The sequence below is a fragment of the Streptomyces sp. NPDC001480 genome (genome assembly GCF_042894725.1).
Taxonomy (GTDB): Bacteria; Actinomycetota; Actinomycetes; order Streptomycetales; family Streptomycetaceae; genus Streptomyces.
In genome coordinates this window covers 175,676-193,401 of sequence record NZ_JBIAVX010000011.1, presented here as the reverse complement: position 1 = coordinate 193,401, position 17,726 = coordinate 175,676, and the positions used below count along the sequence as shown (strand labels likewise).

Annotated in this window: 22 protein-coding genes and 1 pseudogene; 13 read left to right on the top strand and 10 right to left on the bottom strand. The window is 71.0% G+C overall.

Features of this window, described 5'->3' with window-relative positions:
* The first annotated feature begins 40 nt into the window (after positions 1 to 40).
* Together ACFY01_RS27545 and ACFY01_RS27540 are read left to right on the top strand one after the other, a co-directional pair.
* A complete protein-coding gene (locus ACFY01_RS27545; RefSeq protein WP_390738415.1) occupies positions 41 to 973 on the top strand; it encodes a DUF4097 domain-containing protein in 933 nt (310 codons plus the stop codon).
* A 1-nt stretch (position 974) separates the two neighbouring features.
* On the top strand, positions 975 to 2,024 hold the full coding sequence (locus tag ACFY01_RS27540; protein WP_390738414.1) for a helix-turn-helix transcriptional regulator: 1,050 nt from the start codon (positions 975 to 977) through the stop codon (positions 2,022 to 2,024).
* Between the two features lie 24 nt (positions 2,025 to 2,048).
* Here the strand turns inward: ACFY01_RS27540 and ACFY01_RS27535 are convergent, their stop codons facing one another.
* From ACFY01_RS27535 to ACFY01_RS27520, 4 genes are all read right to left on the bottom strand, one after another.
* Positions 2,049 to 2,612: a Clp protease N-terminal domain-containing protein gene (locus tag ACFY01_RS27535; protein WP_390738413.1), complete on the bottom strand. Its 564-nt coding sequence runs from the start codon at positions 2,610 to 2,612 to the stop codon at positions 2,049 to 2,051.
* Positions 2,612 to 2,821 carry a helix-turn-helix domain-containing protein gene (locus ACFY01_RS27530; RefSeq protein ID WP_018571396.1) on the bottom strand — a complete coding sequence of 70 codons (210 nt, stop codon included), beginning with the start codon at positions 2,819 to 2,821 and terminating at the stop codon, positions 2,612 to 2,614. Before ACFY01_RS27530 ends, ACFY01_RS27535 begins: the two co-directional genes overlap by 1 nt.
* 125 nt (positions 2,822 to 2,946) lie before the next feature.
* Positions 2,947 to 3,912 (bottom strand): zinc-binding dehydrogenase, encoded by a 966-nt coding sequence (locus ACFY01_RS27525; protein ID WP_390738412.1) that lies wholly within the window; start codon positions 3,910 to 3,912, stop codon positions 2,947 to 2,949.
* Positions 3,913 to 4,088: 176 nt separating this feature from the next.
* A complete protein-coding gene (locus ACFY01_RS27520) occupies positions 4,089 to 5,312 on the bottom strand; it encodes an NADP-dependent malic enzyme (RefSeq protein WP_390738411.1) in 1,224 nt (407 codons plus the stop codon).
* Between the two features lie 518 nt (positions 5,313 to 5,830).
* Here ACFY01_RS27520 and ACFY01_RS27515 point away from each other — a divergent pair.
* The 3 genes from ACFY01_RS27515 to ACFY01_RS27505 are packed head-to-tail and all read left to right on the top strand — an operon-like array spanning position 5,831 to position 8,552.
* On the top strand, positions 5,831 to 6,793 hold the full coding sequence (locus ACFY01_RS27515) for an ABC transporter substrate-binding protein (RefSeq protein ID WP_390738410.1): 963 nt from the start codon (positions 5,831 to 5,833) through the stop codon (positions 6,791 to 6,793).
* Positions 6,794 to 6,825: 32 nt separating this feature from the next.
* Positions 6,826 to 7,755 carry an amino acid ABC transporter permease gene (locus ACFY01_RS27510; protein ID WP_390738409.1) on the top strand — a complete coding sequence of 310 codons (930 nt, stop codon included), beginning with the start codon at positions 6,826 to 6,828 and terminating at the stop codon, positions 7,753 to 7,755.
* Positions 7,752 to 8,552, top strand: a complete 801-nt coding sequence (locus ACFY01_RS27505; RefSeq protein ID WP_390738408.1) for an amino acid ABC transporter ATP-binding protein — start codon at positions 7,752 to 7,754, stop codon at positions 8,550 to 8,552. The genes ACFY01_RS27510 and ACFY01_RS27505 overlap by 4 nt, the downstream gene beginning before the upstream one ends.
* An 83-nt stretch (positions 8,553 to 8,635) precedes the next feature.
* Here the strand turns inward: ACFY01_RS27505 and ACFY01_RS27500 are convergent, their stop codons facing one another.
* The gene (locus ACFY01_RS27500; RefSeq protein WP_390738407.1) at positions 8,636 to 9,394 is read right to left on the bottom strand and encodes a class I SAM-dependent methyltransferase; all 759 of its coding nucleotides are present in this window, start codon (positions 9,392 to 9,394) and stop codon (positions 8,636 to 8,638) included.
* 100 nt (positions 9,395 to 9,494) lie between these two features.
* Between ACFY01_RS27500 and ACFY01_RS27495 the strand changes: the two genes are divergently transcribed.
* Positions 9,495 to 10,124, top strand: a complete 630-nt coding sequence (locus ACFY01_RS27495; protein ID WP_390738406.1) for a CGNR zinc finger domain-containing protein — start codon at positions 9,495 to 9,497, stop codon at positions 10,122 to 10,124.
* Here the strand turns inward: ACFY01_RS27495 and sodX are convergent.
* Complete coding sequence (gene sodX / locus ACFY01_RS27490; RefSeq protein WP_390738571.1) at positions 10,028 to 10,462, bottom strand: nickel-type superoxide dismutase maturation protease; 435 nt, start codon at positions 10,460 to 10,462, stop codon at positions 10,028 to 10,030. The two genes, ACFY01_RS27495 and sodX, sit on opposite strands and share 97 nt — an antisense overlap.
* A gap of 145 nt (positions 10,463 to 10,607) precedes the next feature.
* Here sodX and sodN point away from each other — a divergent pair, with 145 nt between their 5' ends.
* A complete protein-coding gene (gene sodN, locus ACFY01_RS27485) occupies positions 10,608 to 11,003 on the top strand; it encodes a superoxide dismutase, Ni (RefSeq protein ID WP_020136639.1) in 396 nt (131 codons plus the stop codon).
* 124 nt (positions 11,004 to 11,127) lie between these two features.
* Here sodN and ACFY01_RS27480 read toward each other — a convergent pair whose 3' ends face one another.
* Positions 11,128 to 11,946: a class I SAM-dependent methyltransferase gene (locus tag ACFY01_RS27480; protein WP_390738405.1), complete on the bottom strand. Its 819-nt coding sequence runs from the start codon at positions 11,944 to 11,946 to the stop codon at positions 11,128 to 11,130.
* A gap of 134 nt (positions 11,947 to 12,080) precedes the next feature.
* Positions 12,081 to 12,235, bottom strand: a pseudogene (locus ACFY01_RS27475) (polyphosphate kinase 2); the annotation flags it as partial.
* A gap of 72 nt (positions 12,236 to 12,307) precedes the next feature.
* On the opposite strand from ACFY01_RS27475, the gene ACFY01_RS27470 reads away from it, so the two are divergent.
* The 6 genes from ACFY01_RS27470 to ACFY01_RS27445 all read left to right on the top strand — a co-directional run bounded on the left by ACFY01_RS27470 (position 12,308) and on the right by ACFY01_RS27445 (position 17,073).
* Entirely contained in the window at positions 12,308 to 12,706 is a 399-nt protein-coding gene (locus tag ACFY01_RS27470; protein WP_390738404.1) for a helix-turn-helix domain-containing protein, read from the top strand.
* 134 nt (positions 12,707 to 12,840) lie between these two features.
* Entirely contained in the window at positions 12,841 to 13,215 is a 375-nt protein-coding gene (locus tag ACFY01_RS27465; protein WP_390738403.1) for a hypothetical protein, read from the top strand.
* A gap of 1 nt (position 13,216) precedes the next feature.
* The gene (locus ACFY01_RS27460) at positions 13,217 to 14,533 is read left to right on the top strand and encodes a tetratricopeptide repeat protein (protein ID WP_390738402.1); all 1,317 of its coding nucleotides are present in this window, start codon (positions 13,217 to 13,219) and stop codon (positions 14,531 to 14,533) included.
* Positions 14,533 to 15,885, top strand: coding sequence for a Clp protease N-terminal domain-containing protein (locus tag ACFY01_RS27455; protein ID WP_390738401.1), 1,353 nt, complete (start codon positions 14,533 to 14,535; stop codon positions 15,883 to 15,885). Before ACFY01_RS27460 ends, ACFY01_RS27455 begins: the two co-directional genes overlap by 1 nt.
* A gap of 37 nt (positions 15,886 to 15,922) precedes the next feature.
* Positions 15,923 to 16,339: a VOC family protein gene (locus ACFY01_RS27450; RefSeq protein WP_361809865.1), complete on the top strand. Its 417-nt coding sequence runs from the start codon at positions 15,923 to 15,925 to the stop codon at positions 16,337 to 16,339.
* On the top strand, positions 16,336 to 17,073 hold the full coding sequence (locus ACFY01_RS27445) for a VOC family protein (RefSeq protein WP_390738400.1): 738 nt from the start codon (positions 16,336 to 16,338) through the stop codon (positions 17,071 to 17,073). The genes ACFY01_RS27450 and ACFY01_RS27445 overlap by 4 nt, the downstream gene beginning before the upstream one ends.
* Positions 17,074 to 17,119: 46 nt before the next feature.
* On the opposite strand, the gene ACFY01_RS27440 is transcribed toward ACFY01_RS27445, so the two are convergent.
* Complete coding sequence (locus ACFY01_RS27440) at positions 17,120 to 17,452, bottom strand: DUF952 domain-containing protein (RefSeq protein WP_390738399.1); 333 nt, start codon at positions 17,450 to 17,452, stop codon at positions 17,120 to 17,122.
* 9 nt (positions 17,453 to 17,461) lie between these two features.
* A complete protein-coding gene (locus ACFY01_RS27435; protein WP_390738398.1) occupies positions 17,462 to 17,677 on the bottom strand; it encodes a hypothetical protein in 216 nt (71 codons plus the stop codon).
* Between the last annotated feature and the right edge of the window lie 49 nt (positions 17,678 to 17,726).

Here is a 17,726-nt window from a genome sequence, read left to right as displayed (position 1 = left end):
CGCGATATGGCGTGTCGCGTCCCTGCGAGGAGGTCACACCATGTCCCAGTGGTCCGTCGCCGAGCCCACCAAGCTCACCTTCGACACCCCCGTCCGCGATCTGCACGTACGCGTGGTCAACGGAACAGTCAACGTCGTGGGTACGGACGAGGGTTCCGCCCGCCTCCAGGTCACCGACATCGAGGGCCCACCCCTGGTGGTCACCCAGCAGGGCGGCACCCTCACGGTGGCCTACGAGGACCTGCCCTGGAAGGGCTTCTTGAAGTGGCTGGACCGGAAGGGCTGGCGGCGCAGCGCCGTCGTCTCCCTCGCGGTACCGGCGGACACCCGGGTGGAGGTCGGCGTGATCGGCGCCGGAGCGGTCGTCTCCGGGCTCCGCGGGCCCTCGGCGGTCAAGGGCGTCACCGGCGACACCACACTCGTGTCCCTCTCCGGCCCGGTGCACGCGGAAACGGTGTCCGGCAACCTCGAGGCCCAGGCCGTCACGGGCGACCTGCGGTTCAACTCCGTCTCCGGAGACCTGACCGTGGTGGAGGCCTCGGGCTCCTCCGTACGGGCCGAGTCGGTCAGCGGCTCGATGATCATCGACCTCGATCCGGACGGCCCGACCGACGTCAGACTGACCAGCGTCTCCGGTGAGATCGCCATCCGGCTCCCGCACCCGGCCGACGCCGACGTGGAGGCGAACACCGCGAGCGGAAGCATCTCCAACGCCTTCGAAGGCCTCCGGGTGCACGGCCAGTGGGGCGCCCACAAGGTCACAGGACGGCTCGGCGCGGGCACCGGCAAGCTCAGGGCCACGACGGTCTCCGGCTCGATCGCCCTGCTCCGCCGCCCGCCCGCGGGTGACGAGGAGGACGCCCAACCGGCGGGACCACGGCACGACTCGGGGGACAATTCCGTTTCCGGCTCGGGCGGCCACGCGGACAGCGACGCCCCGGCCGACGGCACGACCGACAAGAAGGTGCTCTGACATGCCTCCCGTCTTCGCCCACGGCCGCCTCCGCCTCTACCTGCTCAAGCTGCTCGACGAGGCCCCGCGCCACGGCTACGAGGTGATCCGGCTCCTGGAGGAACGCTTCCAGGGCCTGTACGCACCGTCGGCGGGCACCGTCTACCCCCGGCTGGCCAAGCTGGAGGCCGAGGGCCTGGTCACCCACACCACCGAGGGCGGCCGCAAGGTGTACGCCATCACGGACGCCGGCCGCACCGAGCTGGCCGACCGCAGCGGCGAGCTGGCCGACCTGGAGCTGGAGATCCGCGAGTCGGTCGCCGAACTCGCCGCCGAGATAAGGGCCGACGTGCGCGGCGCGGCGGGCGATCTGCGGCGCGAGATGCGGGCGGCGGCCTCCGAGGCCCGGCGGGGCGGCAAGGCGGGTACCGGGGACCACGGCCCCTTCGGGGAGTACGGCGGCCCGGACAAGGAGGCCTGGCGCGTCGCCAAGGAGGAGATGCGCCGGGTGAAGCAGGAGTGGAAGGAGCAGGCCCGCCGCGCCAAGGACGAGAGCCGCCGGGCCCGTGAGGAGGCCCAGCGGGCCCGCCACCAGGCCCAGGAGGCGCAGTCACGGGCGCGGGCCCAGGCCCAGGAGGAGGTGCAGCGCATCGCCCGCCGCGTCCAGGAGCACGTCCAGGACCACTTCGCGCGGGGGGACTGGCCGACGGGGGTCCGGGAAGGTCTGTCCGAACTCAGCAAGGAATTCAGCGAGTTCGGAAAGGAGTACGGCAAGGACTTCGGCTTCGGCCGCACGGGCACCGAGGCCGCTACCGGCACGGGGAAGTCCGCCCCGGAGTACTCCGACACCCCGGAGGACTTCCCCGCCGACTACGAACCGGCCTGGGCCCACGAGGAACCCACCGGCGACCCCGCCCGTGATCTGGACCGTCTGCTCGACCGGTTCCGGGACGACATCCGGGACGCGGCCCGCGATCACGGCGTCACCGACGAGCAGCTCCGCGACACCCGCCGCCACCTGTCGACGGCGGCGGCACACATCGGGGTGATCCTGCGGGCGCCCAGGGCCTGAGCGCGGCCGGAGGAGGGGGCGGGTTCAGCCCGCCTTCGCCTCGCCGCCGCCGTACAGCACCCTTGTCAGCGACTCGAAGGTCACGCCGTGGTCGGCGAGGACCTCGGCGGGTACGCCCGGACGGGAGGTGAGGGCGAGCAGGAGGTGCTCGTCGCCGATGTGACGGTCACGGCGGGCGACCGCGACGCGCAGCGCCCCTTCCAGGACGTCCTTGGCGTCCCGGCCGAAGGAACGGCGGCCCGACCACCAGCCCTTGTCCTGGCGGTCGCCGGACATCGCCCCGACGCCATGCACCTCCTCGACCCGGGAGACGATCTCCGAGACGTCGATCCCGAGTCCGGCGAGGGCGTCCGCTTCGGCCCGGGACAGACCTGCCCGCCGCCGCGCGTCGGCCAGCGCCTCCCGCACGGAGGCCTTGCGCTCCGCGAGCCCGAGCGCGGCCAGCGCGAAGGAGGCGCGGCTCGCTTCCCGGTCGAGCAGGGCAAGCAGCAGATACTCCGCGCCGACGGACTGCGACCCCGCACGTTCCCCGTGCTCGATCGCCCCCTGCACGACTTCCCGGGCATCCTTGGTGAAGCGTTCGAACATCACTGCCTCCCGTACTTCTTGTGCACGGCCTGCCTGCTGACGCCCAGTTCGGCGGCGATCTCCTGCCACGACCAGCCCTGGTTGCGCGCACTGCGCACCTGTACCGCCTCCAGCTGCTCCAGCAGCCTGCGCAGTGCGGCGACGGCCCGCAGCCCGACCCGTGGATCGCGGTCGCCCGCACGCTCGGCGAGATCCGTTGCTTCGGTCATGGTGTCAACATAGGTTGACATCACCCTCCCGTCAACCGTGGTTGACAAACGGCGACGGCCGGCCCGAAAACCGGACCGGCCGTCGGACAGCCGCGAGGCGCAGAAGTGAGGTGCGGAAGTGGGGATCAGCCGTTGGTTAGGACGATCTTGCCGAACTGGTCGCCGGACGCCAGCCGTTCGAAGCCCTCGCGGGCGCGGTCGAGCGGGAGCACCTCGTCGATGACGGGGCGGACACCGGTGGCGGCGCAGAAGGAGAGCAGGTCCTCCAGTTCGTCCTTGGTGCCCATCGTGGAGCCGACGACCTTCAGCTCCAGGAAGAAGATGCGGGTCAGTTCGGCGTGCGAGGGGCGGTCGCCGCTGGTGGCACCGGAGATGACGATCGTGCCGCCGGGCCGCAGCGACTTCACCGAGTGGGACCAGGTGGCGGCGCCGACGGTCTCGATCACGGCGTCCACCCGCTGCGGCAGCCGCGCCCCCGACTCGACCGCCTCGACGGCTCCGAGCTCCAGGGCCCGCTTCCGCTTGGCCTCGTCCCGGCTGGTGGCGAAGACCCGCAGCCCGGCCGCCTTGCCGAGCACGATCGCGGCCGTGGCGACACCGCCGCCGGCCCCCTGGACGAGGACGGAGTCACCGGGCCGTACCCCCGCGTTGGTGAACAGCATCCGGTACGCCGTCAGCCAGGCCGTGGGCAGGCAGGCGGCCTCCGCGAAGGAGAGCTCCTTGGGCTTGGGCAGGATGTTCCAGGTGGGCACGGTGACCTGCTCGGCGAAGGTGCCCTGGTAGCGCTCGGTGAGGATGGAGCGGGGTTCGTCCGGGCCGACACCGTGGCCGGACTGCCCGATGACGGAGTGCAGGACGACCTCGTTGCCGTCCTCGTCGACGCCGGCGGCGTCACAGCCGAGGATCATCGGCAGCTTGTCCTCCGCGAGGCCGACGCCGCGCAGGGACCAGAGGTCGTGGTGGTTGAGGGAGGCGGCCCTGACGTTGACCGTACTCCAGCCGGGACGGGCCTCGGGGGCCGGGCGCTCCCCCAACTCCAGGCCGGAAAGCGGCTGGTCGCGGTCGATTCGGGCGGCGTAGACAGCGAACATGGGCTCGACGATAGGTTCCCGGCGGGGCCGGCGGAACCAGAGGGCCCTGTGACACATGCCCTCTTGCCAGTTCGGCCCAATGATCTGAACCCGGGGCCGGTGCTCCCGGCGAACCACACGAAAGGGCGGGCGGGTAAAAAAATGGCCCCGCCCGGACGGACGGGGCCATCCAGACGTCACCGACGGGCGACACCCTCGGCCCGGGCAGCCGCAGCGACCGCCGCGGTCACCGCGGGAGCCACCCGCTCGTCGAACGGCGAGGGAATGACGTAGTCGGCGGCGAGGTCGTCCCCGACGACCGCGGCGAGCGCCTCGGCCGCCGCGATCTTCATCCCCTCGGTGATCCGGGAGGCCCGCACCTGGAGCGCGCCCGCGAAGATCCCGGGGAACGCCAGCACGTTGTTGATCTGGTTCGGGAAGTCCGACCGGCCGGTGGCGACGACGGCCGCGTACTTGTGCGCGACCTCGGGGTGCACCTCCGGGTTCGGGTTGGCCATCGCGAACACGAAGGCACCCTCCGCCATGGAGGCCACCGCCGCCTCGGCGACCGTGCCGCCGGAGACGCCGATGAAGACGTCGGCGCCGGCCAGCGCGTCCTCCAGCGACCCGCTGATGCCCGCCTTGTTGGTGAAGGAGGCCAGCTCGCGCTTGACGGAGGTCAGGTCCTCCCGGTCGGCGGACACCACGCCCTTGCGGTCGGCGACCGCGACGTCCCCGATGCCGGCCTCGACCAGCATCTTGGCGATGGCGACACCGGCCGCGCCGGCGCCGGAGATGACGGCCCGCAGGTCGCCGATCGACCGGCCGCTCAGCCGCGCCGCGTTCCGCAGCGCCGCCAGCGTCACCACGGCCGTGCCGTGCTGGTCGTCGTGGAAGACCGGGATGTCCAGCCGCTCCTGGAGCTGCCGCTCGATCTCGAAGCACCGGGGTGCCGAGATGTCCTCGAGGTTCACCCCGCCGAAGGACGGGGCGAGCCGGACCACGGTCTCGACGATCTCGTCCACGCCCGTGCAGTCGAGCGCGATCGGCACCGCGTCCACACCGCCGAACTGTTTGAACAGGATCGCCTTGCCCTCCATCACCGGGAGGGAGGCCTGGGGACCGATGTCCCCGAGCCCCAGCACGGCCGTACCGTCGGTCACGACGGCGACCACCGACGACTTCCACGTGTAGTCGTCGACCAACTCGGGCTTCTCCGCGATCGCGGTGCACACGCGCGCCACACCGGGCGTGTACGCGAGGGAAAGGTCGTCCTTGTCACGGACCGGCACGGTGGCCTGCACGGCCATCTTGCCGCCGCGGTGCAGCGCGAACGCCGGATCGAAGGAATCGAGGGGCTCGGCCCCGCCGTCCTGGTCCGTATTGCTGTCGCTGCGAGGATTGACGATCTCCGCTGCCACTTTGTTTTACCCCTTAAGTATTTACGGTTGAGGGTTGACCACTCCTGGTGAGGGGTGGGCGGGGACGTGTACGGCCCGATTCACTGATACGTACGGGCGGGCGTACACGACGGGCGCGCCGCACACGCGCCCTGAGCCCCGGATGAGGGGTGTAAAGAACCTTCTTACCGGACGGATGGCACCGACGACGAGTCCATTAGGTGCAAGGTCACATCGCGGCCCTCGACGGGGCCTGGTCACGGCCTCGAGCACCGACCACATCATGAGATGCGCCGGAGATTTTCCGGCTGGGTGGCTGGATTCCCGCAGATACCGGGCGATGAGGCGCCGAGGATGCCGAGGATGTGCCGACCTGATGCGGTTCGGGGGTCACCCGTTATCCGATTTTGACATAGTCAGTCACCTGAACGGCGTAGACCGAATGGCAAGATGCCGTAAACCCACGAGGTCGCGACACCCGAAGGTGTGTGTTCTCGTCGACCCATCGGCATCTCCACCCATCCGCCGGAGGAACCACAATGACCGCACGCTCCATCTGTCGTACGACCGCCGCGCACTCCCGCCTGGCCGCGGTCGGTGCGACCGCGGTCGCAGGCGCTCTGCTGCTCACCGGCTGCGGTGACCACACCGACAAGAGCGGCTCGGACAACTCGAGCTCCGCTTCCTCCTCGGCGCCCCTCGCCGCGAAGCTCCCCGCGGACATCCGCAAGGCGGGTGTCATCCAGGTGGGCTCCGACATCGCGTACCCGCCGGTCGAGGTCATGCAGGGCGGCAAGGCCGTCGGCATCGACCCGGACATCGCGGACGCCCTGGGCAAGCAGCTGGGCGTGAAGTTCGAGTTCCAGAACGGCAAGTTCGACAACCTGATCGTGGGTCTTCAGGCCAAGCGGTTCCAGGTGCTCATGTCGGCGATGAACGACACCAAGGACCGCCAGAACGGCATCAACTCGGACACCGGCAAGAAGGTCGGCAACGGCGTCGACTTCGTCGACTACTTCACCGCCGGCACCTCGATCCTGGTCCAGAAGGGCAACCCGAAGGGCATCAAGTCGCTCGACGACCTGTGCGGCAAGGTCGTGGCCCTGCAGAAGGGCACCACGTCCGAGGGCATCGCCAAGGCGCAGAACAAGAAGTGCACGAAGGACGGCAAGAAGGCCATCGACCTCCAGACCTTCGACACCGACCCCGAGGCGCTGCTCCGTCTGAAGCAGGGCGCGTCCGTCGCCGACCTGAACGACTTCCCGGTGGCGGCCTACAACGCGAAGACCTCCGGCGGCGGCAAGGACTTCGAGGTCGTCGGCGACCAGATCGAGGCGGGTCCGTACGGCATCGCCGTCAGCAAGGAGAACACCCAGCTGCGGGACGCGCTCCAGGCCGCCATGGCTGCGATCATCAAGAACGGTGAGTACCAGAAGATCCTGCAGAAGTGGAACGTCACGCAGGGCGCGGTCACCGAGTCGAAGATCAACGGCGGCTCCTGAACAGCCTCACGCACCACTGAAGGGCTGTCACTGTGACTGACATAGTCGACAAGGTTCCGGCGCCGTCGCTGCCGCCGGAGCAGATCAAGGCCATACCGGTACGGCACTACGGCCGCTGGGTGTCCGGGGTCGTGGTCATCGCCATCGTGGCGCTGATCGGGATCGCGTTCTCCAACGCGAAGATCAACTACAGCGTCATCCCGGACTACGTCTTCGATCCGGGCATCGTGGCCGGCGCCTGGACCACGCTGTACATCTCCGTGCTGGCCATGGTGCTCGGCGTCGCCCTCGGCGTGGTCCTCGCCGTGATGCGGCTGTCGTCGAACCCGGTCACCAGCACCGTGGCCTGGTTCTACATCTGGTTCTTCCGCGGCACCCCGGTCCTGGTCCAGCTGCTGCTCTGGTACAACATCGCCCTCGTCTTCCCCGTCCTGAACCTGGGGTTCTACAAGGACGAGATGAACCAGGTGATGACTCCGGTCCTCACGGCCCTGCTGGGACTCGGCCTGAACGAGGCCGCGTACATGTCGGAGATCGTCCGCGCCGGCATCCAGTCGGTCGACGAGGGGCAGACGGAGGCGTCGCACGCGCTGGGCATGACCCAGGGCCAGACCCTGCGCCGGGTGGTCCTCCCGCAGGCCATGCGGGTCATCATCCCGCCGACCGGCAACGAGTTCATCAACATGCTGAAGACCTCGTCGCTGGCCTACGCGGTACAGCTCCCCGAGCTGATCAAGAAGGCCACCGACATCTCCAGCGCCTCGCTGGCGGTCGTCGAGATGTACTTCGTCGCCTGCATCTGGTACCTGTTCCTGACCACGATCTTCAGCATCGTGCAGTACTACATCGAACGCCGTTACGCCCGCGGTTCGACGCGCAACCTGCCGCCGACGCCGTTCCAGCGCCTGAAGAAGAACCTCCGCATGTTCGGTTCGTTCCGCCGTCCGGAGGTGGCCCGATGACCGGTCTCAGCAAGGACATCACACCGCCGAGCAGCGGCGCGCCGATGGTCAGGGCCGAGGGCGTGCACAAGTCGTTCGGGCTGGCGCACATCCTCAAGGGCATCGACCTGGTGGTGAACCCGCGCGAGGTGTTCTGCCTGATCGGCCCGTCCGGTTCCGGCAAGTCGACCTTCCTGCGGTGCATCAACCACCTGGAGAAGATCAGCGCCGGCCGGCTGTACGTCGACGGCGACCTGGTGGGCTACCGGCAGAAGGGCGACAAGCTCTACGAGCTGAAGGAGAAGGAGGTCGCGGCGCAGCGGCGGGACATCGGCATGGTGTTCCAGCGCTTCAACCTCTTCCCGCACATGACGGCTCTGGAGAACGTCATGGAGGCGCCGGTCCAGGTCAAGCGCGAGTCGAAGGCGGTCGCCCGGGAGCGCGCGGAGCGGCTCCTCGACCGGGTGGGCCTCGGCGACCGCAAGGGCCACTACCCGGCCCAGCTCTCCGGCGGCCAGCAGCAGCGCGTCGCCATCGCCCGGGCGCTGGCGATGCAGCCGAAGCTGATGCTCTTCGACGAGCCGACCTCGGCCCTCGACCCCGAGCTGGTCGGCGAGGTGCTCGACGTGATGCGGGACCTCGCTCAGGACGGCATGACGATGATCGTCGTGACGCACGAGATGGGCTTCGCCCGCGAGGTCGGGGACTCCCTGGTGTTCATGGACGACGGTGTGGTGGTCGAGTCCGGCCACCCCCGCGAGGTCCTGACGAACCCGCAGCACGAGCGGACGAAGTCGTTCCTGTCCAAGGTGCTGTGACGCTCCGCTGAGCTGAGGGGCGGTACGGATCTCCGTACCGCCCCTCAGCCATTACCGCCCCGCTGTCACTGCCGCCCCCACCGTCACTTCAGCGCCAGCAGCAGGGTGTCCGACGGCGAGCACCACACCGGCCGGGCCTCGCCGAAGCCCTTCTCCCGCAGGACACGTGCGTGCCACGCGGCGGGCGGCATGTCGCCGTCGGCGTGCTCGCCGTAGATCTCGAAGCGGCGGGCGGTCGGCCCGGCCAGGACCGGGTCCTCGGCCGCCAGCTGCCACCACTCGGCCCAGTCCAGGGCGCCCGCGGCCCTGGCCTGATCCATGCGGGCGTGGCGCTGGGCGCGCTCGGCTGCGTTGATCCGGGGCGTCGTGTCGTCGATCATGTGGTCCGCGTTCATGAAGACACCGCCGTCGCGGACGAGTCCCGCGACCTGACCGTAGAGGGCCGCGAGGGGTTCGCTGTGCAGCCAGTGCAGGGCCGTGGCGGTCAGGACGGCGTCGTAGGAGTCGTACGGCAGTTTCGCCGGCCAGTCGGGATCCTTGAGGTCGGCCGTGACGAGGGTGACCCGCTCGTCGCCCGCGAAGGTGCCCTCGGCGATGGCGAGGAGGGCCGGGTCGAGGTCGACGCCGACGCTGGTGGCGTCGGGGAACCGGGCGAGCAGCCGGGCGGTGATGCTGCCGGTGCCGCAGGCGAGGTCGAGGACGCGCGGCGCGGTGCCGACGAGCGCCTCGACCATGTCGAGCATGACGCGGAAGCGTTCCTCACGGTCCGGCATGTACCACTCCTGCTGCCGGTCCCAGCTCTCCTGCCAGGCCGCCCAGTCGGTTCCGGTACTGGTGGTCATGGAAGCCCCGTCTCCCCTCGCCTGCGTAATACCCTGGAAGCACGACCGGCTATTACCCGACCGCATCCCAAACCATAGAGTGCCTCCGTAAGGACTACAAGTGGAACTGGCCTATTACTCGGACTACGCCGTGCGTCTCGTCAACAGCGAGGAGCCGGTCCGGGGCAAGGACACCCTGACCTCGGTCGACGCGGTCCGCGATCTGTTCGGCGCCAACTCCTCCGCGGCCCGCCGTACCACCGACGCGGACGTGACGCGCTTCCGCTCCGTCCGCGCCCGGCTGCGCGCGGTCTTCGAGGCGGCCGACGCCGGCGACGAGACCCTGGCCGTCGACCTGCTGAACTCCCTGCTCCTGGAGTTCCCGGTGAGCCCGCAGATCTCCGGGCACGACCACCGGGACGAGGACGGCCGCCCGCTGTGGCACATGCACCTGGCCGACCACCCGTCGAACGCCACCGCGGGCTACGCGGCGATCGCCGCGATGGGCCTCGCCTTCCACCTCACGGAGTACGGCGTCGACCGTCTCGGCCTGTGCGAGGCGGCACCCTGCCGCAACGCCTACCTCGACACGTCCACCAACCGCTCCCGGCGCTACTGCTCGGACCGCTGCGCGACCCGCGCCAACGTGGCCGCCTACCGCGCCCGCAAGCGACTGGAGGCCGACCGGTCGGAGAGGACCGGCCTCGCGGCCGACAGCGCCCAGCGGGCCACCGCCAGCGGCGAGCGCTGACCGGCCTTGAGCGGCCGGAACCGCAACCGGACCCGTCCGAGGACCAGGTCCTCCGGCACGGCCCCGTAATCGGTGCTGTCCCCTCCCGCGTACGCGTTGTCCCCGAGCACCCACCAGCCGCCCTCGCGCAGCTCCACCGCGCGCTTGACGACGAGCAGGTCCTGCTGGAAGGGATGGCGCAGGACGACCACGTCCCCCGGCCTGATCCTGGTGCCGTAGTGCACCACGAGCCGGTCCCCGTGGTACAGCGTGGGCACCATGGACGGCCCGGTCACCTCGGCCAGCCCGAAGGGCGCAGCGGCCCTCCCCCGTTCGGTCTCCTGCGACAGCTCCGGCATCCCCGGCACCTCCCCGGTCCGTTCCTCCACCAGTCTCAGTCTGACCCCGGACTTTTGTCCTAAGCCCAAGGGGGCACTCGCGAAAACCCGTCCCTCAGGGAGTAATGTCCCACCTGAGAAGACGATCACGAGGAAGGAATGCTCCATGCTTTCCCGCCTGTTTGCCCCCAAGGTCAAGGTCAGCGCGCACTGCGACCTGCCCTGCGGCGTGTACGACCCGGCCCAGGCCCGCATCGAGGCGGAGTCGGTTAAGGCCGTCCAGGAGAAGATGGCCGCCAACGACGACCCGCACTTCCAGGCGCGCGCCACCGTCATCAAGGAGCAGCGCGCGGAGCTCGCCAAGCACCACGTCTCCGTGCTCTGGAGCGACTACTTCAAGCCCCCGCACTTCGAGAAGTACCCGGAGCTGCACCAGCTGGTCAACGACACCCTGAAGGCCCTCTCGGCCGCCAAGGCCTCCACCGACCCGGCGACGGGCCAGAAGGCTCTGGACTACATCGCCCAGATCGACAAGATCTTCTGGGAGACCAAGAAGGCCTGACACTGCGCAGCTCCGCAGTCACGAAGCCTCGAGAAGGGGCCCAGCCGGGCACACACCGGCCGGGCCCCTTCGGCGTCCGGCGTCGGTGTCCGGCGTCGGCGTCCGGCGGCGCACCGCCGCGCGCTCATCGGCGGCAGAGCAGGATGCCGCCCTTGCTGTTGACCGTGAACGCCCCGTGCCGGGCGATGTGACCGTCGAGGATGGCACGGGCCCTGTCGATGGTCGCGTCGAAGGGCACATCGTGCTGGTCCGCCCAGGCCCGGTGCGAGGCCAGGTACGCGATGACCGGCCCGGGGTCGCGGACCGTGATGGTGCCGGGCAGCTCGATCGTCTCCACGCGGCCGAACTCCGCCCCCAGGAAGGCCCGGGCCTTCTCCAGTGAAAAGCGGGCGCCGAGCGAGATGAGAGCCGGGCCGCGTCGGGTGCCGAGGACGTCGCCGGCGGCCCGCTGCCACAAATCGGCGAGTTCGGACTTGTCCCGGTCGCTGTTGGTGGAGGCGATCACCAACCCGTCTCGGGCGACGACACGGGACAACTCCCTGACCGCCTGGGGGATGTCGGGGACGTGGTACAGCATGTGCAGCGCCAGGGCGGCGTCGACGCTCGCCGTGGCCAGCGGCAGGCGGGTGGCGTCCGCCACGGCTACGGGGCCGGGCACACCGGCGAGGATGCCGGGAGCGACGTCCAGGCCGAGCAGGGCCAGATCGGGCCGGTCCGCACGGAGCCGCTGGATGAACCTGCCGTTGCCGCAGCCGACATCGACCACGCGCCCGCGCACGCCGCCCAGCTTCTCGGCGACGATGCCGGGCAGGGCGTGACGGGGCGTCTGCCACTGGTAGAGCGACTGGCGGGCGACCAGATCCCGGTCACCGTTGTAGGCGCTACCCGCGAGGCGGACCCGGTCGGTGACGGCGGCGGCGTGTGCGGCGGACTGTTCGGTCACGTCGGCAGCTCCGGAGGGTGGGCGGCTGGTGAGCCGCGAGGACGACCGTGCGCTGGAGCCGTTCACGCGGGCGTGCGGCCCGCGCGGCTCCACCGTACTGCGGTCCTCCCGACTCCGGCCCCGCCTCAGCGGGCTCACTGGCCGCCGTCGTCGTCCTCCCCGGCCTCCAGCAGGCCCGCCGCGGCACCCACGACGCGTGGGTCGGGGTGGCCGACATCTCCTCGTCCTTGTCGGTGTGGTCGAAGCGGGCGAGGACGCTGCGCATGGCATTGACCCGGGCGCGCCTCTTGGCCGACCGGAGCCGAAGGGTCCGTCGAAGTGAGGCTCACCGTGTGCGCACCCGCCGTGCCATGCTGTCCGGGTGACGCGCGAAGACCTCGTCCGCCTGCGCCGGACACGCGACCGTATGAACCGCGAGTACGCCGAGCCCCTCGACATGGCCGAGCTCGCGCGCACCGCCCTGATGTCCCCCGGCCACTTCCAGCGCAGCTTCCGCAAGGCCTTCGGGGAGACGCCGTACAGCTACCTCATGACCCGGCGCGTCGAACGCGCCAAGGCCCTGCTGCGCCGCGGCGACCTCAGCGTCACCGAGGTCTGCATCGCCGTGGGCTGTACCTCCCTCGGCTCGTTCAGTTCCCGCTTCACCGAGCTGGTCGGCGAGACCCCGAGCGCGTACCGGGCCCGCCCGCACGAGGAGACCGCGGTGATCCCGTCCTGCGTGGCCCGCACCTTCACCCGGCCCCGGCGCCGCCCCTACTGACCGGCACTCCCCCGCTCCGCCCGGCTTACACTGGTCTCTTCCCAACAGCCTTGTCGATCAAGCTTGTTGCAAGGCCGATGGGCAGATCGTTGCCAAGGTCATCGCAAGGTCATTCGAGCGGAAACGGGGGAGCCGTGGCGACCGCACTCATCTCCGTCCTGAGCCAGGACCCGGTCAAGGACGCCGAGTCGCTGACCGACTGGCTCAGAGGCGAACCGGAGCTCGCCGGAAAGGTCCGGCCGACCGGGAGCGCACCCGAGCCGGGACAGCTGGGCGGCGCCCTGGACACGGTGACCGTACTGCTGGGGGCAGGAGGCCCGCTGACCGTGCTCGCCTCCTGTCTGCGCACCTGGATCGCCCAGCCGCGCCGCAGCGACGTGCGTCTGAAGGTCGAGCTGGACGGCGGGCGCGTCGTCGAGATCGACGCCAAACGGGTCGACACCGAGGACGTGGCCCAACTCCTGCGGCAGGCCCGCGAGGAGGGGCCGGAGCAAAGCGTGCGGGACTGACGTGCGCCTCCCCGACCCCCACCGCTCCCGGGTCGTACTGATCGGCGCAGGCCACTACTCCGACCCGGCCCTGCCCGACCTCCCGGCCGTCAATCGCACCATCACCGACCTGGCGGGCCTCTTCACCGACCAGTACTACGGACTGGTCCCCGACAGCCACTGCACGACGCTGCTCGACGAGGGTGACCTCAGGACCGTCGGCGGGCGGCTGCGGGCCGCCGTGGCCGAGGCGGAGGACCTGCTCCTCGTGTACTACGCGGGGCACGGGCTGGTCAGCGGCCGGCGCCACGAGCTGTACCTGGCGCTGCCCGACAGCGAGTGGGCGGCGCCGGAGTTCAACTCCCTCGAGTACGACAAGCTGCGCGACGCCGTGCTCGACAGCCCCGCCGAGACCAAGGTGGTCGTCCTCGACTGCTGCTTCTCCGGCCGGGCCGTCTCCGACTCCCTCTCCGGCGGCGAGGGCGAGCGGATCGGGCAGCTCGAGGTGGCCGGCACCTATGTGCTGACCTCGGCGCAGCGCGACCAGGTCGCCCTCGCGCTGCCGGAGGAGGACCACACCGCGTTCTCCGGCCGGCTCATGCGGCTGCTGCGCGAGGGTGTGGTCGGCGGGCCCGAGCTGCTCACGATCGACGACCTCTACCAGCGGCTGCGGGCGATCATGGAGGCCGAGGGCCTGCCCACCCCGCTCAACCGCGGCGCCGGGACCGCGCACCGGATCGCCCTGGGCATCAACCGCGCCTTCGCCGCGACCGCCGGTCCCGACCTGCGCAGACGGCACATCGCCGCGGTGGAGCAGGGCAAGGCCGGGGACTGGAAGGGCGCGGCCGGCCAGCTCCAGAAGATCCTCGACGAACAGATCAGGATCCTCGGCCCCGAGGACCCCGACACCCTGCGCGCCCGCCAGTCCTACGCGCACAGCCTGGGCGGCGCCGGCACCCCGGTGGAGGCCGCCGGACTGCTCCGGCAGCTGCTCGCCGACCAGCTGCGGATCCTCGGCCCCGACCACGAGGACACCCTGCGCACCCGGCAGTTCCTCGCCGTCAACCTCGGCGAGGCGGGTCACCGCGAGGAGGCCATCGGCATGCTGCGGGTACTGCTGGCCGACCGGGGCCGCGTGCTGGGCGCCGAGCACCCGCACACCCTGCGCACCCGGCACATCCTGGCCCGCAACCTCGCCCTGACCGGCGCCCGCGACGAGGCGGTGGCGCTGCTGCGGCAGCTGGTGGCGGAGCGGGAGCGGGTGCTGGGCGTGGAGCATGCGCATACGCGGAGGGCCCGGGGGGACCTGGCGGGGGTGGAAGGGGAGGGGGCGGGCTGATGCCTGAGAGGTTCAGAGGGGACGGGCGGTTCAGCCAGGAGGCGCTGTCGGTCGTGAGTTGCGCGGAGCGCAACGCCCGGACCCTCAAGCACCGGAACATCGGCACGGAACACCTGCTTCTGGCGCTGATCGAAGAGGCCGAGCGGGACGGGACCGGCGAGGCCTTCGAGGAACTGCTGGGTGTCTCTTCGACGCAGATCCGCGGATCGGTCCTGGGGGCGCGTGGCCTGGGCAGCAGCAAGTCTCCGCAGGCGCTCCCTTACAGCGCCCGGGCCAAGGCCGTACTCGAGCAAGCGCCCCTGGAGGCCACTCTCCTCGGCGCCGCCGACGTGGAACCGATGCACATCCTGCTCGCCCTGACCACCGTGGACGGCGGCACCGCGGTGGACGTCCTGCGGGCGAACGGGGTGCACATGGACCGCGTACGGCAGTCGGTCATCGACGGTGCACGCCCCGGCCCCACCGAGTCCGCCGGCCTCCTCGCCGCCCTCACCCGCGTGCTCGTCCCGCGCCCCGTCGTCGGCCGCGCCACCGAGATCGACCGGGTGCTCCAGGTACTCACCCGCCACCACCGCAACGTTCCCCTGCTCGTCGGGGAGCACGGCGTCGGCAAGAAGGCCGTGGCACTCGGTGTCGCCTCGGCGATCACAGAGGGACGCCTGCCGGCGGTTCTGCGGGACCACACCGTCCGCGCGCTGGATCTGGGCGCCACTCTCGCCGACCCGCAGCACCGGGCCCGGGGCGGGGCTCTCATCGCCGACCTGCTGGACGAGTTCAGGAACAGCCCGCACGTCGTCCTCTACCTCGACGGCGCCCTCACCCCCCTGCACCTGTCCGACGGCGTCACCACACCCCTGAACCTGTTCCGCCCCCTGCTCGGCACCCCCGACGTCTTCGTCTTCGGCGACTGCGGGCGGGCGCAGTACGAGCGCCGGGCGCCCGATCCCGGCCTCGACCGGCTCGTCCAGCCGGTGCTCGTCGAAGAGCCGTCCGTCGACGACGTGCGGAACATCCTCCGTGCCGTCGGCAATCGCGTGGCGATCCACCACGGCGTCGTGTTCACCGTCGACGCCCTGGAGGCCGCCGCCGTCCTCGCGCGGGACCACGTCCCCGACCAGTCCCTGCCCGGTTCGGCGATCAGCCTGCTGGACGAGGCCGCCGCGCTGGTGCGGATGCAGGCCGCGCGGTCGGACATGCCCACGGACATGATCTCGTCCGTCCACGAGCGCGACGTCCACGCGGCCCTCGCCGCCTACTCCGGCACCCGGACCGCCGCGCCCCGCCCCTCCCCCGCACCCGGTCCCGCCCCCGCCGAACACGAACACGACCCCTACATCTGGGCCATGAGCTGAGGCAGCGCGGCCCGCCGCCCCGAACTAGCGTGAGCACATGGACCTGAAACTCAAGCAGTGCTTCATCGCCGTCGACGACCACGACAAGGCGCTCCACTTCTACGTCGACATCCTGGGCATGGAGGTCCGCAACGACGTCGGCTTCGAAGGGATGCGCTGGGTGACCGTCGGCTCGCCGCTCCAGCCGGACGTGGAGATCGTGCTGGAGCCGCCGGGCATGAACCCGGACGCCTCGCCCGCCGACCGGCAGGCGATGGCCGAACTGCTCGCCAAGGGCATGCTGCGCGGAGTCATCTTCACCACCCGTGACTGCGACGCCCTGTACGCGCGGGTCGAGGAGGCCGGGGGCGAGGTGCTCCAGGAGCCGACGGACCAGCCGTACGGCATGCGCGACTGCGCGTTCCGCGATCCGGCCGGGAACATGCTGCGGTTCATCGAGCGGACCGACGCGTGAACATCCGCTGGACGTACGCCTTCGCCGACCGGCCGGCCGGACGCCTGGACCGCGCCCGGGAGTTCTGGACGGCCGTCACCGGGACCCGCCTGTCCGAACCCCGGGGCGAGCGGGGCGAGTTCGTGACGCTCCTGCCCGAGGACGACACCGACCCCTGCGTGAAGCTCCAGGGCGTCGGCGCGGGCGACGGCGGTGCGCATCTCGACCTCTGTGCCGAGGACGTGCCGGCGCTGGTGAAGTCGGCCCGGGAGCTCGGCGCGGGCGTGGTCGCGGAGCACGACGGGTGGACCGTACTGAGGTCGCCCGCCGGGCAGTCGTTCTGCGCGGTGCCCTGGCACGGGGAGTCGGTGCGGCCGCCGGTGGTCGCCGGCAGCAGGCTGGACCAGGTGTGCCTGGACGTGCCGCCGTCCGCGTACGACGCCGAGGTCGCCTTCTGGGCGGAACTGACCGGCTGGGACCTGCTGGCGGGCTCCCTCACGGAGTTCCGGGTGCTCAGGCCGCCGCCAGGCCTGCCGGTCCGCGTCCTGTTGCAGCGGCTCGGCGAGGAAGGGCCCGCCTCGGCACACCTCGACATGGCCTGCGCGGACATCCCGGCGAGCCGCGCGCGCCACGAGCGCCTGGGCGCCTCCTTCGTCGCCGACGGCCGCCACTGGACGGTCATGCGCGATCCGGCGGGCGGGGTCTACTGCCTGACCGGCCGGGATCCGCGGACGGGCGCACTGCCGCCCGGGTAGAGCGCCGGGCGGAGCACCTGGGTGGGGGCGGCTGGGTGGGACCCCATCACCCCCAGGGCTCCACCTCCACCACCGCGTCGACCGGCAGGGGCCCGTACACATGGGGGAACTCCTCGCCGCCCGGTTCCATGGCCTCGTACTTCACGGGCACACCGACCCGGCCGGGGTCGACGACCAGGACGACCAGTTCGTCGGGGCCTTCGTAGGACCCGTACAGGAAGGCGGCGATGCGCGGCAGCTGGTCGCGGGTGGAGAAGTGGATGAAGCCCTCCTCCTGGAGGGTGCGGCCGCGGGTCGACACCTCGTAGGTGCCGCGCTCGCGGGCGGCGTCCCACAGGGAGCGTTCGGTGATGTGCACGATGTACGGCAGTTTCGTCATGCGGTCACGCTACGGGCCGGGTTCCTGCCGCGCCGCTTGATTTCCGGGGGGTGCCGGGGGCCCGGTCCGCTGCTCGGGCCCGGTTTCGGCGTTCGCCGGGCAGTCGGGGTTGCGGCAGGGCCCGGGCACCCACAGCGGGACCCAGGCGCCCAGCGTCTTGTGGCGCCGGATCACCGTCTCCACGGGCCGTCCGCAGGCCGGACAGGCGTGCCCCTCGCTGCCCATGCTCCTCAGCGTAGGAGACGAAGGGCGGGGCCCGCACACCGTGGGGATG

Bases quoted from the DNA above. Each gene is read 5' to 3' on its own strand.
- ACFY01_RS27545 (WP_390738415.1), top strand. From the start codon at position 41: ATGTCCCAGTGGTCCGTCGCCGAGCCCACCAAGCTCACCTTCGACACC.
- ACFY01_RS27540 (WP_390738414.1), top strand. From the start codon at position 975: ATGCCTCCCGTCTTCGCCCACGGCCGCCTCCGCCTCTACCTGCTCAAG.
- ACFY01_RS27535 (WP_390738413.1), bottom strand. From the start codon at position 2,612: ATGTTCGAACGCTTCACCAAGGATGCCCGGGAAGTCGTGCAGGGGGCG.
- ACFY01_RS27530 (WP_018571396.1), bottom strand. From the start codon at position 2,821: ATGACCGAAGCAACGGATCTCGCCGAGCGTGCGGGCGACCGCGATCCA.
- ACFY01_RS27525 (WP_390738412.1), bottom strand. From the start codon at position 3,912: ATGTTCGCTGTCTACGCCGCCCGAATCGACCGCGACCAGCCGCTTTCC.
- ACFY01_RS27515 (WP_390738410.1), top strand. From the start codon at position 5,831: ATGACCGCACGCTCCATCTGTCGTACGACCGCCGCGCACTCCCGCCTG.
- ACFY01_RS27505 (WP_390738408.1), top strand. From the start codon at position 7,752: ATGACCGGTCTCAGCAAGGACATCACACCGCCGAGCAGCGGCGCGCCG.
- ACFY01_RS27500 (WP_390738407.1), bottom strand. From the start codon at position 9,394: ATGACCACCAGTACCGGAACCGACTGGGCGGCCTGGCAGGAGAGCTGG.
- sodX (WP_390738571.1), bottom strand. From the start codon at position 10,462: ATGCCGGAGCTGTCGCAGGAGACCGAACGGGGGAGGGCCGCTGCGCCC.
- sodN (WP_020136639.1), top strand. From the start codon at position 10,608: ATGCTTTCCCGCCTGTTTGCCCCCAAGGTCAAGGTCAGCGCGCACTGC.
- ACFY01_RS27455 (WP_390738401.1), top strand. From the start codon at position 14,533: ATGCCTGAGAGGTTCAGAGGGGACGGGCGGTTCAGCCAGGAGGCGCTG.
- ACFY01_RS27450 (WP_361809865.1), top strand. From the start codon at position 15,923: ATGGACCTGAAACTCAAGCAGTGCTTCATCGCCGTCGACGACCACGAC.
- ACFY01_RS27440 (WP_390738399.1), bottom strand. From the start codon at position 17,452: ATGACGAAACTGCCGTACATCGTGCACATCACCGAACGCTCCCTGTGG.
- ACFY01_RS27435 (WP_390738398.1), bottom strand. From the start codon at position 17,677: ATGGGCAGCGAGGGGCACGCCTGTCCGGCCTGCGGACGGCCCGTGGAG.